We start from the raw sequence: 15784 nt of genomic DNA on the forward strand, positions 1-15784 counted from the left end.
CACTCCACACAGTCTTTTGACATCACGGTCTGGATGCGGAATGTTAAAAGGCAGAAAGCCAACAATGGGAGATAGTCATGGCAATCTACAAGAGTAACGGTGACCGCGTTCCGGACCATATCCTGGCGATGGCCGAGGAGGCCAAGTCGGGCAAGGTGGATCGCCGCGAATTCCTGGCTTTAGCCAGCATCTTCGGCGCATCGACGGCTATGGCCTACGGAATGCTCGGTCTCGCAGCGCCGACGCCGGCCAAGGCCGAGGACGTGCAGGGCAAGAAGGGCGGCGTGCTGAAGGTCGCCATGTCCGTCAAGGATCCTAAGGATCCCCGCACCGCCGACTGGTCGGAAATCRCCAACGCCCAACGCCAGGCGCTTGAGCCGCTGGTGAAGTACACCCGTCATTTCACGTTCGAGCCGTACCTGATCCAGAGCTGGGATATCAATGACGACGCGACCGAATACACGCTGCATGTGCGGCCGGGCGTCGAATGGAACAACGGCGACAAGTTCACCGCCGACGACGTGGTCTATAATTTCACCCGCTGGGCCGACAAGACCGCGGAAGGCAACTCTATGCCCGGCCGTCTCGGCAGCCTCGTCGATGAAAAGACCAAGAAGCTGCGTGAAGGCTCGGTGGTCAAGGTTGATGACATGACGGTCAAGCTCAAGCTGAGCAARCCGGACATCGCCATCATCGCCAACCTGACCGACTATCCGGCGCTGGTCGTGCACAAGACCTTCGACCAGAAAGGTGCCAACTTCAAGAGCTGCCCGATCGGTACCGGTCCGTTCGAGCTCGTCTCCTACGATGTCGGCCAGAAGGTGGTCTACAAGCGTCGCACGACCGGCAAGTGGTGRCAGGGCGAGGCCTTCCTCGACGGCGTCGAGTTCATCGACTACGGCACCGATCCGGCCGCGACGGTCTCGGCTTTCGAATCGGGCGAGGTGCAGACCAACCACGAAACGACCGCCGATTATGTGAAGATCATCGAAGGCGTCGGCGCTCCGGTTTCGGAAGTGGTGACGGCCGCCACTGTGGTGTCGCGCTTCAACGTCAATCATAAGCCCTATGACAACCAGAAGGTTCGTCAGGCGATGTTGCTTGCGGTCGACAACGCCACGGTGCTGCAGCTCGGCTACGGCAATGCCGGCACGCCGGCTGAAAACCACCATGTGGCGCCGATCCATCCGGAATATGTCAAGCTGCCGGAGATCAAGCGCGAYATCGCCAAGGCCAAGCAGATGCTGCAGGAAGCCGGGGTGCTCGATTTCGAGCACGAGCTGATCAGCAATGACGAGGACTACCACAAGAACACCACGGATGCGATCGCGGCGCAGCTGCGCGAAGCCGGCATCAAGGTGAAGCGCACCGTGCTGCCGAGCGCCACCTTCTGGAACGACTGGACGAAGTACCCGTTCTCGGAAACCAACTGGAACATGCGTCCGCTGGGCATCCAGGTCATCGCCATCGCCTACCGCAGCGGCGAGGCCTGGAACGAGACGGCCTACTCCAATCCGGAGTTCGACAAGAAGGTGAACGAGGCGCTCGGGATCGCCGATGCGGAGAAGCGCAAGGTGGTGATGAAGGATATCGAGCAGATCCTGCAGGATTCCGGCATCATCATCCAGCCTTACTGGCGCAAGCTCTACATCAACATCAAGCCCGAGGTGAAGAACCACGCGATGCACCCCACCTACGAGCACGACTTCGGCAAGGTCTGGCTCGAACAGGCGTGATCTATGGCGCGATGAGTGCGAGGGGCGCGCCAGCCCCTCGTATTCGCAGCTTCGTCGCCGTTGCATGAGCTGCAGCGGCGACGTGGCGTCACAAGGTTTTCGATACAGGGTTGAACGTATCTGACCCCAACCCGGCCGGCAGGGGGGCACGCATGTTCTCATTCATCGCAAGACGCATCGGCACCATACTCCTCACGATGCTGTGCCTSACGCTGGTCGTCTTCTTCCTCGTCAATCTCGAGCCCAATCTGAAGAAGCTGGCGATCAGCCAGACGGAAATGCATACGTCGGCCGACCAGCTCGAAAGCTGGCTGGTCAACCATGGCTACCGGCAGAATTTCTTCCTGCGCTACGGCCAGTGGCTGGGCATCCTGCCCAAGCATCCGATCACCGATCCGGCGACCGGAAAGACAACGCAGCGCTTCTCCTTCTGCAACGATCCGGTCGAGCCGAAATTCTCCGGCGTCTTGCAGGGCGATTTCGGCTGTTCGACCAAATTCAAGACGACGGTCGCGGCGAAGCTCTTCCCGGCGCTCGGCGCCACCGGCGTATTGATGTTCTGGGTGCTGGCGCTCATGGTGCCGGTCTCGCTGCTCATCGGCATCCTGGCGGGGATGCGGGAGGGCTCGCGCACAGATCGGACGCTGTCGGTCGCCTCGATCGCCTCCACGGCGACGCCTGAATATGTGTCGGGCGTCATCTTCACCGTCATCTTCGCATCGTGGCTCGGCTGGCTGAACGGCTCGGCGGCGTCCGCCAGCCAGGGCATCACCTTCTATAATTTCACCCTGCCGGTGATCACGCTGGCGATCTACGGCACCGGCTATATCGCGCGCATGACGCGTGCCTCGATGGTCGAGGTGATGACGCAGCAATATATCCGCACCGCCCGCCTCAAGGGCCTTTCCTTCAGGAGCGTGGTGATCAAGCATGCGCTGCGCAACGCGCTGATTGCGCCATTCACCGTCATCATGCTGCAGTTCCCGTGGCTGCTCACCGGCGTCGTCATCGTCGAGGTGATGTTCCGCTACCAGGGGTTCGGCTACACGCTGGTCGAGRCTGCAGGCAACAACGACATCGACCTTCTGCTTGGCTGCTCGCTGGTCTCGGTGTTCATCGTGCTGATCACGCAGCTTATCTCGGATGTCGGCTACGCGTTTCTCAATCCGCGTATCAGGGTTCAGTAGGGGCAGGGCGGATGCAGATCGAATATATCAGCGCCTTCGATGACGTGATCGGCGTGCTCTGGCGTTTCTGGCCGGTGTGGATCGCGCTCGTGCTGGTTATGGGCACCAGCTACAGCTACCGCAAGAAGCTCGGTCTCTACGGCCAGCTCTTCGACAGCGGCGTCGGCGTTGCCGGCGTCGGTATCTGCCTGTTCTGGCTGTTCACGGCGATCTTCGCCGCGACCATCTCGCCCTTCGATCCGCTGGCCCAGATGTCGGTCATGAAGGACGCGCTGCCCGGCGCGATTGAGCCGACGACAAAGCTCATCTTCTATTTCGGCGGCGACAAGCTGGCGCGCGACGTGTTCWCGCGCATGGTCTATGGCAGCCAGATCGTGCTGATCATCGCGCCGGCCGCGACCGGCTTTGCGCTGATGGTCGGCATCACGCTCGGCCTGCCGGCGGGCTATTACGGCGGCAAGATCGACACCGTGCTGTCGTTCCTCGCCAACCTGGTGCTGGCCTTCCCGGTGATCCTCTTGTTCTACCTCCTGGTGACGCCGGGCATCATGGACACGCCGATTCCCTATGCGATGGCCGGGCTGTTCTTCCTGTTCCCGATCATCTTCTTCTGCGTGCTGTTCTGGACCCGCTACAAGAACCGGTCGGACCGCATCTACATCCTGCTCGGCCTCACTTTGGTCATTGGCGGCTGGATCTATGCCGGCCTGGTCTTCGACAAGGACCCGCTGCACATCGTCCACATCGATCCCAACCAGCTCAACATCTTCGTGGCGGTGGTGTTCGCTTCCAGTCCCGGCGTGTTCCGCATCGTGCGCGGCCTTACCATGGACATCAAGACGCGCGACTATGTGGCGGCGGCGCAGACGCGTGGTGAATCGCCCTGGTACATCATGCTATGGGAGATACTGCCCAATGCGCGCGGACCGCTGATCGTCGATGCCTGCCTGCGCATCGGCTACACGACGATCCTGCTCGGCACGCTCGGCTATTTCGGCCTGGGCCTGGCGCCCGAGAGCCCCGACTGGGGCACGGCGATCAAGGATGYGAGCCGCCTGCTGCGCTCCTTCATCCATCCGGCGCTGCCGCCGACGATCGCGCTGATGTCGTTCGTGCTGGGGCTGAACCTTTTGGCGGACTCGCTGCGCGAACAGTCGATGAAGGATTGATGGCGGGGTCTTCGGCCCTACTTGAAAAACAAGGATTGGAGCGACCCATGAACGAGGCAGTTCGAGATCCGGCCCAACCGATCATCGAGATCGAGAATCTCTCGATCTCCTTCTTCACCCGCAAGGGCGAGATCCCGGCGGTGATGGACTTTTCCTGCACGGTCATGCCCGGAGAGGCGATGGGCATCGTCGGCGAATCCGGCTGCGGCAAGTCGACCGTGTCGCTCGGCATCATGCGCGACCTCTCCAACATCGGGAAGATCGTCGGCGGGCGGATCAAGTTCCAGGGCAAGGACATGGGCGAGATGTCCGAGGAGGAGCTTCGCGCCATCCGCGGCAACAAGATCGCCATGATCTACCAGGAGCCGATGGCGAGCCTCAATCCGGCGATGAAAGTCGGCCAGCAATTGATGGAAGTGCCGCTGATCCACGACAAGGTCTCGAAGGAAGAGGCCTACAAGCGGGCGCTCGAAATGGTGCGCGCGGTGAAGCTGCCCGACCCCGAGCGCATGATGCGTTCCTACCCGCACCAGCTTTCCGGCGGCCAGCAGCAGCGTATCGTCATTGCCATGGCGCTGTTGTCGAAGCCGGCGCTGCTCCTGCTTGACGAACCGACGACGGCGCTCGACGTCACCGTCGAGGCCGGCATCGTCGAGCTGGTCAAGGGGCTCGGCGAGAAGTTCGGCACCTCGATGATCTTTGTCTCGCACAATCTCGGCCTCATCCTCGAGACCTGCGACAAGATCACGGTGATGTATTCCGGCGAGGCGGTCGAGACCGGCAAGATCGAGGACGTGTTCGACCGGATGCGCCACCCCTACACGCAAGGCCTGTTCCGCTCGATCCCGCTGCCTGGCGCCGACAAAAATTCGCGGCCGCTGATCYCCATTCCCGGGCAATTGCCGCTGCCGCACGAGCGGCCGAAAGGCTGCAATTTCGGCCCGCGCTGCCACCATTTCGTCGAGGGCGTCTGCAACGCCGCCGAAATTCCGATGATTCCGGTGGAAGGGCACGAGGGCCATTTCTCGCGCTGCGTGCGCTTCAACGAGATCGACTGGGAAGCGCTGCCGCCGGGCGCCAAGAAGGTCAACGAGCGCGTCGAGCCTGGCCAGCCGGTGCTCAAGATCGACGACCTCAAGAAATACTACAAGGTCGGCGGCAGCGAGGTGTTCGGCTCGAGCGAAGGCCGCGTGGTGAAGGCCAACGAGACGATCTCGTTCACCGCGCGCGAGTCGGAGACGGTCGCGATCGTCGGCGAGTCCGGCTGCGGGAAGTCGACGCTCGCCAAGGTGCTTCTGGGGCTCGAGACCGCAAGCTCGGGCACGGTGTCCCTCGGCAACAAGGAGATCCAGTCGACCGGAATCGAGAACCGCAACGTCGAGACCGTGTCTTCGATCCAAATGGTGTTCCAGAACCCGTTCGACACGCTGAACCCCAGCCACACGGTCGGCGCGCAGATCATTCGCACACTCGAGAAGTTCAATGTCGGCAAGACGGTCGCCGAGCGGCGCAAGCGCATGCTGGAGCTTCTCGACCTGGTGAAGCTGCCCAGGGCCTTCGAGAGCCGCAAGCCGCGCCAGCTGTCGGGCGGCCAGAAGCAGCGCATCGGCGTGGCGCGCGCCYTTGCCGGCGACGCCAAGGTGGTGGTGGCCGACGAGCCGGTCTCGGCGCTGGACGTCTCGGTGCAAGCGGCGGTGACCGAGCTGCTGATGGATATCCAGCGCAAGAACAAGACGACGATGTTGTTCATCAGCCACGACCTGTCGGTGGTGCGCTACATCGCCGACCGCGTGGTGGTCATGTATCTCGGCTATATCGTCGAACAGGGCACGACGGACCAGATCTTCTCGCCGCCCTATCATCCCTACACGGAGGCGCTCCTGTCCGCGATCCCGATCGCCGACACCAGCGTAGTGAAGAAGCATATCGTGCTCGAGGGCGACATCCCGTCGGCGATGAACCCGCCGACCGGCTGCCCGTTCCAGACGCGCTGCGGTTACAAGAAGCTGGTGCCGGACAATCTGTGCGAGACCAAGGTGCCGCCGATCAAGAATCTCGGCGACGGCCATATGAGCCTGTGCTGGTTGGCCGACGACGTGCTRGCGAAGATGGAGCCGGTCATCAAGTTCGACAAGGAGCACGCGGCGCGTGAGGGCGTGCCGGAGGATGCGCCGCACAGCGCCGGTTCTGAGGGTTCCCCGCCGAAGCCCCGGAGCGGCAAGAAGTCGAAGCCCAATTAGCGCTTTGCTGCCRTCAGCCCCGCGCCGCTATCAGCTGCCGCACTGCCGCAACTGCGCGGCGTAGTCGCGGGCCATCTGGTCGGTGGCGTGCGCGTAGTTCTGCACGCCGGCGTCACCGCGATTGCCGCGGCCATAGGCGCTCCAGCCGAGATAATAGGCGAGATAGAGATTGTAAGTGTCATTGCGGGCGACGCCGAACGTATCGGCGGTCTTGGAATGATACCAGCCGACGAAATCGATGGCGTCGGCGAAACGGGAGCGACGCGCCGCCCAGTTGCCGGTCTCCATCTGATATTGCGACCAGGTGCCGTCGAGCGCCTGCGAGTAACCCGCGGCGGTGGAAACATGCTTCCAGGGAATGAAGCCAAAGAGCTTGGTGCGCGGGGGCCTGGCGTTGCTCTTGAAGCCGGACTCCTTGCGCACCGTCGCCATCAGAACCGGAACGGGAACGCCGTATTTCTGCTCCGTGCGCTCGGCGGCGGACTGCCAGTTGTCGAACCAGCCGTCATTCTGGTCGAAGACGGCGCAGACATCGTTGATATGGCTGGGCGCCGTCGCGCAGGCCGAAAGCGCCAGCAGCACTGAGACAGCGACAATTTTACTAAAACTCGACCTACGCATTGGAAAACGAATAGGCCGAAATCATAAAAGGATTCTTGCGAGCTTCCTTAACGGTGGCGTCTGCCTGGTCAAAACCAACTGTTGATATTTCGACCAATTGTGTCGCTTTTCTCTTTGGTGATTTTGAAAAATGCCGCCTTGGCTAAAATCGCGCCGGCGAATGACGAATTCCTGACAGCCATCGCATCGCGCTGACGCTCTGATGCGCGCATGACAGAACCAAGACGAAGGCGCGGCGCAGAGCGGAGCAGCAACCGGGGGCCGAGCGCCATCCCACAATTGCCGCCGCGGCGCGTGATCAATCCTTATCCGCCGATGGCCGTGCTTTCTGCCGACCAGATCGAGGCCATCCATCAGGCGTCGATGCATATCCTCGAGAATTTCGGCATAGAGGTGATGAGCCAGCGGGCGCTAACGCTGTTCGAGCGCGCCGGCGCAAAGGTCGATCGCAGCTCGATGAACGTGCGCATCGATCGTGGCATGGTCGACGAAGCGCTGAAGACGACGCGCCCGGCCTACACGCTGACGCCGCGCAATCCGRCCAACGCCATCCACCTCGGAAGCAACACCATCAACTTCACGCTGGTCGCCGGGCCGCCCAACGTGCACGACATGGAGCGCGGCCGCCGCGCCGGCAATCTTGCCGACTATTCGGATCTCGTCCGGCTGGCGCAGCATTTCAACTGCATCCACATGCTGGGCAACCAGGTCTGCGCACCGATCGAATTGCCGGCCAATTCGCGCCATCTCGACACCTATTTCGCCAACCTGACGCTGACCGACAAATGCTTCCACGTCTCAGCCATCGGTCGGGGCAGGGCGCTTGACGGCATCGAGATGATGGCGATTTCGCGCGGGCTGACGCTGGAGCAGATGCGCGACGATCCCGGTGTCACCACCATCATCTCGGTCAACTCGCCGCGCCGCTTTGACGAGATGATGGCCGAAGGGCTGATGACTATGGCCGAATACGGCCAGTCGGTGGCGGTGACGCCGTTCACGCTGATGGGGGCGATGAGCCCGGTGACGCTCGCCGGCGCGCTGGCGCAGCAGAATGYCGAGGCGCTGTTCGGCATTGTGCTGACGCAGCTCGTGCGCCCCGGCGCACCGGTGATGTATGGCGCCTTCACTTCCAATGTCGACATGAAGTCGGGCGCGCCGGCCTTCGGCACCCCGGAAAACACCAAGGCCAACATCGCCTCCGGCCAGTTGGCGCGGCGCTACAAGCTGCCGTACCGCACGACGCCGGGCTCCGCCTCCAATGCCGCCGACTCGCAGGGCGCTTATGAGACGCTGATGGCCTTGTGGGGCGCGGTGCTCGGCCATGGCAACCTGGTCTACCACGCCGCCGGCTGGCAGGAGGGTGGGCTGACCGCATCGTTCGAAAAGCTCATTATCGACGTCGAGATGATCCAGCACATGATGGAATTCCTGCGGCCGATCGTGGTTGACGAGGGCGAACTGGCGGTGGAGGCGCTTGGCGCGGTGCCGACCGGCGGCCACTTCTTCGGCGAGCCGCATACGCTGGAACGTTATGCGACTGCCTTCTACCAGCCGATGCTTTCGAATTGGCAGAATTACGAGGCCTGGCAGGAGGCCGGCGCGCTCGACACGACGGCGCGGGCGACGCGGCTTTGGAAAAAGGCGCTGGAGGAATATGTCCAGCCGGCCATGGACCCCGCCGTGCGCGAGGCACTCGAAGCCTATGTCGCGCGGCGCAAGGAAGGGATCGGGCAGGGCGAGCCGTGATTTCCTTGACGTCAGCGCGAGGCACCCCCCTCTGTCCTGCCGGACATCTCCCCCTCAAGGGGGGAGATTGGCCGTCGTATCTGCCTTCGCCAATCATCAGCGTTGAAAAGAGTTCGGCGGCGTCGCCGCTGCTGATCTCCCCCCTTGAGGGGGAGATGGCCGGCAGGCCAGAGGGGGGTGGCTTGGTGCCTCCCAGGCCGATTCATCTCACCCATCCAACTCACTGAAATAACGAGAAGAACTCATGAAGTCGCATGCAAAGGTCGTGGTCATCGGCGGCGGTGTCGTCGGATGCTCCGTGTTGTTCCATCTTGCCCRCCACGGCTGGACCGACGTCGTGCTTCTGGAGCGCGATGAGCTGACTTCGGGCTCGACCTGGCATGCGGCCGGCGGCATGCACACCATCAATGGCGACCCCAACGTCGCCAAGCTGCAGAAATACACGATCTCGCTCTACAAGGAGATCGAGGAGCTTTCCGGTCAGGCGACGGGCGTGCACCTGACCGGCGGCGTGCTTCTGGCAGCGACCGAGGCGCGGCTCGACTGGCTGCGCGGCGTCGTATCGAAGGGCCGCTATCTCGGCATCGACCTCGAAGTGATCTCGGCGAAGGAAGCGGCCGAACTGATGCCGCTGCTCGATCCGAAGCAATTCGTCGGCGCTGTGCGCAACAAGGAGGACGGCCATCTCGATCCGTCGGGCGTGACGCATGCCTATGCCAAGGCAGCGCGCAAGCTCGGCGCCGAGGTCGAGCGCTTCACCAAGGTCGAGGACATCGTGCGCCGGCCCGACGGCCTGTGGCGCGTCATCACAAACAAGGGCGACGTGATTGCCGAGCATGTCGTCAATGCCGGCGGGCTCTGGGCGCGCGAGGTCGGCCGCATGGTCAGGCTCGAACTGCCGGTTCTGGCGATGGAGCACATGTACCTGATTACCGAGGACATGCCCGAGGTGGCCGACTGGAACAAGAAGACCGGCACCGAGATCATCCAYGCGGTCGACTTTGACGGTGAGCTGTATCTGCGCCAGGAGCGCGGCGGCATGCTGATGGGCACTTACGAGAAGGCCAACAAGCCCTGGTCGGAATTCTCCACGCCTTGGAACTTCGGCCACGAGCTGCTGGAGCCGGACATCGACCGCATCGCGCCGTCGCTCGAGGTCGGCTTCCGCCATTTCCCGGCCTTCCAGAACACCGGCATCAAGCAGATCATCAACGGCCCCTTCACCTTCGCGCCAGACGGCAATCCGCTCGTCGGCCCGGTGCGCGGTCTGCCGGGCTTCTGGGTCGCCTGCGGCGTCATGGCTGGCTTCAGCCAAGGAGGCGGTGTCGGTCTCGCGCTCTCCAATTGGATGATCGAGGGCGACCCGGGCGCTGACATCTGGGCGATGGACGTGGCGCGCTACGGCGACTGGGCGACGATGGCCTATACCAACGCCAAGGTGCGGGAGAACTATTCACGGCGCTTCTCGATCCGCTTTCCGAACGAAGAGCTGCCCGCCGGGCGTCCGCTCAAGACAACGCCGGTCTACGACACGCTGTCTTCCAAGGGCGCGCAATGGGGCGTCGCCTATGGGCTGGAGGTGCCGCTCTGGTATGCGCCCGAAGGCGTCAAGGACGAGTTCTCGTGGCGGCGTTCGAGCGACTTTGAGCACGTCGCGACAGAAGTTGCTGCCGTTCGCAACGGCGTCGGCCTTTCGGAGATTTCGAGCTTCGCCAAATACAGAGTCACCGGCGAAGGGGCGGCAGCCTGGCTCGACCGCGTGCTTGCCTGCAAGCTGCCCAAGCCTGGCCGCATGACGCTGGCGCCGATGCTGAAGGAAGACGGGAAGCTGATCGGCGACTTCACGCTTGCCAATATCGGGGACGGCGAATGGTTCATCGCCGGCTCCGGTGTCGCCGAGCAATACCATATGCGCTGGTTCGAGGCGCATCTGCCCAAGGACGGCTCGGTGCGCATCGAGGCGCTGGGCCAGAAACTTACCGGCCTTGCCATCGCCGGCCCGAACGCGAGGGAGGTGCTGGCGAAGGTCAGCCGCGCCGATGTCTCGAACACCGCGTTCCCCTTCATGGCGGTGGCCAGAATGGATATCGGCATGGCGCCCTGCCTGGTCGGGCGCGTGAGCTACACCGGCGATCTCGGCTACGAGATCTGGGTGGCGCCGGAATATCAGCGCGCCGCGTACCAGGCGCTAATGGCAGCAGGCGAGGAATTCGGCATCGGCCTGTTCGGCTCGCGCGCGCTCAATGCGCTCAGGCTCGAAAAGAACTACGGCTCATGGGCGCGCGAATACCGACCGATCTACGGACCGGTCGAGGCCGGACTCGACCGTTTCGTCGCCTATGGCAAGGACGCGGATTTCATCGGCAAGGAAGCGGCCCTCGCCGAGCGCAAGCAAGGCGGCAGGCTCAGGCTGCGCGCCTTCATCGTCGAGGCGGACGATGCCGATGTCATCGGTGACGAGGCGATCTGGCATGATGGCGCCGTGCGCGGCTGGGTCACCTCGGGTGGGTACGCCCACAATTCGAAGAAGTCGGTGGCGATGGGTTACGTGCCGAAGGAGATCGCCGATGCACCGGACGGTTTCCAGATCGAGATCCTCGGCAAGCGCCATGCGGCCCGCGTTCAGGCTGCCCCGCTGTTCGATGCCARTTTCGAACGGATGCGCGCCTGATCTCAGGCGCGCGCCTCTGCTGTCAGGCCGTTGCGCTGTCGCGATTGTCCAGCGCGAAGGAGCCTGGACCGGCAAAGAACAGATAGAGGAAAACGAAGCAGAACAGGATGGCTGCGTCGCCGCCGTTGTTGGCCGGGAAAAAGTTGCGCGGCATGTGCACCATGAAATAGGCGACCGCCATCTCGCCGCAGAGCAGGAACGCCACCGGACGCGTGAAAAGGCCCAACGCCAGCAGGATGCCGCCGGCAAATTCGAGAATCGCGGACGTCAGCGCGAGTCCGGTCAGCGGCCCACCATGGGCGCCGGCAGGAAAATTGAACAGTTTCTGTGTACCGTGCTCGACGAACTGCAACGCCGTCATGATGCGAAGCACGCCCAGAGCTGGCGGCCGGTATTGGGCAAGGCTTTCCAAAAGCTTCATGCAACACTCTATTTGCCCCCCGCGGCACCGGCCATAAATTATCGACCGGCAATGGACCACTCACTTCCCCTGGCCTGCCATCAACAATCGGTGAGTGGAAATGGTTTCGCCTCCCATACCCATTCACGTCATGGTTGCATTCATACCTCTGTGGTTGTATTGATGTGTGGATACACCAACCGTGCGAGCCCCTTTGCCATGAAAAAAGCAGTCATCAGCCTAGTCGCGTTCCTTGCAGGCACGAACCTCGCCATGGCCGGCGACCCCGGTTGTGATGCCTTCAAATGGCCGGTGACACGCGAGCAGGCCCTGTTTCCGGCAGCTCCCGCCGCACAGTCCGGYGCTYCGCTRGCAGTCGGGCAAGCGGTGGATTTCRCACTTGYGGCGGTYGACACGGTCAGCTTTGAAATTCCGCCGGGACATGCGCCGGCAGCCGGCACGTTCGGCGCGACGGCAAGCGTGACCGTACCAGCCGAAGGCGAGTTCCAGTTCAGCCTGTCCGATGAGGCCTGGATCGATCTCGTCCAAGACGGCCATGCCGTGAAGTCGGCGGGCTTCAGTCGCGCGAAGACGTGCCCGGGCATTCGCAAGAGCGTGCGTTTCAAACTGTCCGCCGGTCCGGCGACTGTTCAGCTCAGCGGCGCGAGGAAGGCCGATCTCAAGCTGGCAGTGCTGGCGCCRGAGTAGGTGATTTCGGCGGTACAGCGCCTTCACCGTCCTGCCGGTCAGCAACTGCGGGGGTGGGCCGGAAGTCCCCCCGCGACGAGGCCACGAGGGGAGATCCGCTGTTGCTGTCGGTTTCGCCAATCACGACGCGATGTTGCTACCGCACCGGAGCGAGCAGCGCGAAATGCGCGCCCTGCGGATCCTGGCATTGGACGACCCACTGCGCGCTGGGTACTTCCATGGGGCCCATCAGGACCTTGCCGCCATTGTCGGTCACGCGCTTGGCGGCGGCGTCGATGGCGTCGACGTTGAAGTAGAACTGCCAGACCGGCACGGGAACTTGCGGCGGTTTGTTCATCATGCCGCCGCCGGATTCCGGGCCTGCGGTGAAGGTCTTGTAGATGCCCATCTCGCCCATGTCGAACTCGCCGGCGCTCTCCCAGCCGAACTGGCCGGAATAGAAATCGAAAGCCGCTTTCCAGTCCGAGGTGTAAAGCTCATGCCAGCCGATATGGCCGGGCGTGGTGGCCGGTACCGGCGGCTGGTCCGGGCCATTGGGCTGCAGGAGCATGAAGGTCGCGCCCTGCGGGTCGGCGACGACGGCGAAGCGGCCGACACTCGGAATGTCATCCGGTGCGCGGTGGACAGCACCTCCCGCCTCCTGCAGCGCCTTCGTCGAGGCATCGACATTCTTGGTGTGGATGTAGCCGAGCCAGGCCGGCGGCATCCCCATCTTGGTGGCATCCTCGGGCATCGTCATCAGCCCGCCGACGCCGCGCTCGCCGGAATTCATCACGATGTAGCGGGGCATGCCCGGCGCCTTGGCGAAGGGCTCGGCCCTCCAGCCGACAACGGCGGTATAGAAGGCCTCGGCGGCGTCGAGGTCGGTGGTCATCAGCTCGTACCAAAAGAAGGGGGAATTCGGCATGATCGGTCTCCTCACCGGTTCAGGCAGCGATCGCGGTTTCGATCCATTCTAGGACGATCTCAGCGACAGAAATCCGACATCTGGTTCAGAAATCGAGAACGGCAAGGCGCCGCGCCAGCAATCTTGCGCGCTCCGCGGTTTTCGACTTTGCTGGCGTCAAAGAGGGGCTCTTGTTTTTCCATGCGTCGGATGTCGCTCACGCCTGAGCTTGTCGCTCTGTGCCACCGCGAGGAGGTTGATCCCGGCCCCAGCGGGGAATGGACACAGTTGAACGACGACGATTTCCGCGCGCTTGCCTTGCGCCTCTCCGGCGAAGCCGACGAGGGGCCGCTCTGGGTGTTCGCCTATGGCTCGCTGATCTGGAAGCCGGCCTTCGAATCCGTCGAGCAGCGGCGCGCCTCGGCCTATGGCTGGCATCGCTCCTTCTGTCTGGACCTGGTGCGCTGGAGAGGCAGTGCCGAGCAGCCGGGGCTGATGATGGCGCTCGAGCGCGGCGGGCGTTGCGACGGCGTGATCTACCGTCTGCCCGATGGCGAGAAACCAGCCCAGATCGAGCGATTGCTGCGGCGTGAAATCGACGATCACGAGGCGATCAGTTCGGTCCGCTGGGTTTCGGTGCGCACCGCGCAAGGGTCTTTGCGAGCACTGGGTTTCTGGGTTGGCGTGACCGGCAAAGGCACCTCTCTCGGTCAGCCGCTGGATAAGGTGGCATGGGTGCTGGCGCGCGCCTGCGGCCATGTCGGCTCCGGCGCGGAGTATCTCTACAATACTGTCAGCCACCTCGAGACATTCGGCATCCACGACCGCAATCTGTGGCGATTGCAGGAGCTGGTTGCGGACGAGATCAGGTCGATCCATGGCCACAGGATCGCAAGCAGTGAATCGTCGGAGACAGCGGTCGCTGCTTTAATATGACTGCGATTATCAAGTTTTTATCCAGCCATTACAGTGACTTGGCCGAAAATTGACCAATTGATAAAAAAATAAAACGTGCTAGCCTTCCCCAAAACAAAACAAAGGGGAACTGGAATGGCGACTGGTCATTTCATCGAAGGCATCGCCGGCGGGCGGCTGTCGGCTGAGCAATATGCCGATAATTTTTCTGACCTGCATCCGCCGCTCGATCACCACGAGGCGCTGGTCGAGGCCGACCGCTGCTACTTCTGCTACGACGCGCCGTGCATGAATGCATGCCCGACGTCGATCGACATCCCGATGTTCATCCGGCAGATCGCGACCGGCAATCCGCTGGGCTCGGCCAAGACCATCTTCGACCAGAATATCCTCGGCGGCATGTGCGCTCGCGTCTGCCCGACCGAAACGCTGTGCGAAGAGGTCTGCGTTCGCGAGGTGGCGGAAGGCAAGCCGGTGCAGATCGGTCGGCTGCAGCGCTATGCGACCGATGTCGCGATGAACGAGAACAAGCAGTTCTATCAACGCGCCGAGCCGACCGGAAAGTCGGTCGCCGTGGTCGGCGCCGGGCCTTCGGGCCTCGCGGCCGCGCATCGCCTTGCCCGCCACGGTCATGACGTGACAATCCTCGAGGCGCGACCGAAGGCTGGCGGCCTCAACGAATACGGCATTGCCGCCTATAAGAGCGTCGACGATTTCGCCCAGGCCGAGGTCGACTACGTCACCTCGATCGGCGGCATCGACATCCAGAACGGCAAGGCGCTTGGCCGCGACTTCCAACTGGCCGACCTGATCCGCAACTACGACGCCGTGTTCCTCGGCCTTGGGCTTGGCGGCGTCAATGCGCTGCGTGCCGAAGGCGAGGATGCAGACGGTGTCGCCAACGCCGTCGAGTTCATCGCTGAGCTTAGGCAGGCGAGCGACCTTTCCAGCCTGCCGGTCGGCCGGCGCGTCGTCGTCATCGGAGGCGGCATGACGGCGATCGACGCCGCGGTGCAGTCGAAGCTGCTCGGCGCCGAGGAGGTGACGATCTGCTACCGGCGCGGGCAGGAGCACATGAACGCCTCCGGCTTCGAGCAGGATCTGGCCGCCGCCAACGGCGTCACCATCCGCCACTGGCTGCAGCCGAAGCGCGTCATTGCCGAGAACGGCAAGGTGTCGGCGATCGAGCTCGAATATACTGCCATGAATGGCGACAAGCTCGTCGGCACCGGTGAGCGGCTCACGCTCGCCGCCGACCAGGTGTTTAAGGCGATCGGCCAGAGCTTCGTGCCGGCCCATCTCAACGGCAGCGTCGCCTCGATCGAGCTCGAAGCCGGCCGCATCAAGGTCGATGCCGAAGGGCGCACCTCGCTGGCGAAGGTCTGGGCCGGCGGCGACTGCATCTTCGGCGGCGATGACCTCACGGTCTCGGCCGTGGCTCAAGGGCGCGACGCCGCCGAATCCATCCACCGGGCACTGACCTCTAACGGGAGGGCATGAGC

The 15784-nt window shown here is 63.0% G+C and carries 13 protein-coding genes; 9 read left to right on the forward strand and 4 right to left on the reverse strand.

The window, feature by feature from the left end; all coding sequences use genetic code 11:
* The first annotated feature begins 77 nt into the window (after window positions 1-77).
* From ORS3428_RS00605 to ORS3428_RS00620, 4 genes are all read left to right on the forward strand, one after another.
* Entirely contained in the window at window positions 78-1736 is a 1659-nt protein-coding gene (locus ORS3428_RS00605; RefSeq protein ID WP_071093861.1) for an ABC transporter substrate-binding protein, read from the forward strand.
* Window positions 1737-1888: 152 nt separating this feature from the next.
* Window positions 1889-2923, forward strand: coding sequence for an ABC transporter permease (locus ORS3428_RS00610; protein WP_071093862.1), 1035 nt, complete (start codon window positions 1889-1891; stop codon window positions 2921-2923).
* A gap of 11 nt (window positions 2924-2934) precedes the next feature.
* Complete coding sequence (locus ORS3428_RS00615) at window positions 2935-4092, forward strand: ABC transporter permease (RefSeq protein ID WP_071093863.1); 1158 nt, start codon at window positions 2935-2937, stop codon at window positions 4090-4092.
* A 47-nt stretch (window positions 4093-4139) separates the two neighbouring features.
* Window positions 4140-6332: a dipeptide ABC transporter ATP-binding protein gene (locus ORS3428_RS00620; RefSeq protein ID WP_071093864.1), complete on the forward strand. Its 2193-nt coding sequence runs from the start codon at window positions 4140-4142 to the stop codon at window positions 6330-6332.
* 30 nt (window positions 6333-6362) lie between these two features.
* Here the strand turns inward: ORS3428_RS00620 and ORS3428_RS00625 are convergent, their stop codons facing one another.
* Window positions 6363-6953 (reverse strand): transglycosylase SLT domain-containing protein, encoded by a 591-nt coding sequence (locus ORS3428_RS00625; RefSeq protein ID WP_071093865.1) that lies wholly within the window; start codon window positions 6951-6953, stop codon window positions 6363-6365.
* Between the two features lie 68 nt (window positions 6954-7021).
* Entirely contained in the window at window positions 7022-7255 is a 234-nt protein-coding gene (locus ORS3428_RS33445; protein WP_172833631.1) for a hypothetical protein, read from the reverse strand.
* On the opposite strand from ORS3428_RS33445, the gene ORS3428_RS00630 reads away from it, so the two are divergent.
* The gene (locus ORS3428_RS00630) at window positions 7164-8702 is read left to right on the forward strand and encodes a trimethylamine methyltransferase family protein (protein ID WP_071093866.1); all 1539 of its coding nucleotides are present in this window, start codon (window positions 7164-7166) and stop codon (window positions 8700-8702) included. The genes ORS3428_RS33445 and ORS3428_RS00630 overlap by 92 nt on opposite strands.
* Before the next feature lie 244 nt (window positions 8703-8946).
* Window positions 8947-11373: a GcvT family protein gene (locus tag ORS3428_RS00635; protein ID WP_071093867.1), complete on the forward strand. Its 2427-nt coding sequence runs from the start codon at window positions 8947-8949 to the stop codon at window positions 11371-11373.
* Between the two features lie 22 nt (window positions 11374-11395).
* Here the strand turns inward: ORS3428_RS00635 and ORS3428_RS00640 are convergent, their stop codons facing one another.
* The gene (locus tag ORS3428_RS00640; RefSeq protein ID WP_071093868.1) at window positions 11396-11794 is read right to left on the reverse strand and encodes a DoxX family protein; all 399 of its coding nucleotides are present in this window, start codon (window positions 11792-11794) and stop codon (window positions 11396-11398) included.
* A gap of 198 nt (window positions 11795-11992) precedes the next feature.
* On the opposite strand from ORS3428_RS00640, the gene ORS3428_RS00645 reads away from it, so the two are divergent.
* Window positions 11993-12481 (forward strand): hypothetical protein, encoded by a 489-nt coding sequence (locus ORS3428_RS00645; RefSeq protein WP_071093869.1) that lies wholly within the window; start codon window positions 11993-11995, stop codon window positions 12479-12481.
* Between the two features lie 136 nt (window positions 12482-12617).
* On the opposite strand, the gene ORS3428_RS00650 is transcribed toward ORS3428_RS00645, so the two are convergent.
* Window positions 12618-13388, reverse strand: coding sequence for a VOC family protein (locus tag ORS3428_RS00650; protein ID WP_071093870.1), 771 nt, complete (start codon window positions 13386-13388; stop codon window positions 12618-12620).
* A gap of 180 nt (window positions 13389-13568) precedes the next feature.
* On the opposite strand from ORS3428_RS00650, the gene ORS3428_RS00655 reads away from it, so the two are divergent.
* Both ORS3428_RS00655 and ORS3428_RS00660 read left to right on the forward strand, forming a co-directional pair.
* On the forward strand, window positions 13569-14303 hold the full coding sequence (locus ORS3428_RS00655) for a gamma-glutamylcyclotransferase (RefSeq protein ID WP_071093871.1): 735 nt from the start codon (window positions 13569-13571) through the stop codon (window positions 14301-14303).
* Window positions 14304-14417: 114 nt separating this feature from the next.
* Window positions 14418-15782, forward strand: a complete 1365-nt coding sequence (locus ORS3428_RS00660) for an NAD(P)-dependent oxidoreductase (protein WP_071093872.1) — start codon at window positions 14418-14420, stop codon at window positions 15780-15782.
* Window positions 15783-15784 lie beyond the last annotated feature (2 nt).

It is taken from the genome of Mesorhizobium sp. ORS 3428 (assembly GCF_001854785.1).
Taxonomy (GTDB): domain Bacteria; phylum Pseudomonadota; class Alphaproteobacteria; order Rhizobiales; family Rhizobiaceae; genus Mesorhizobium.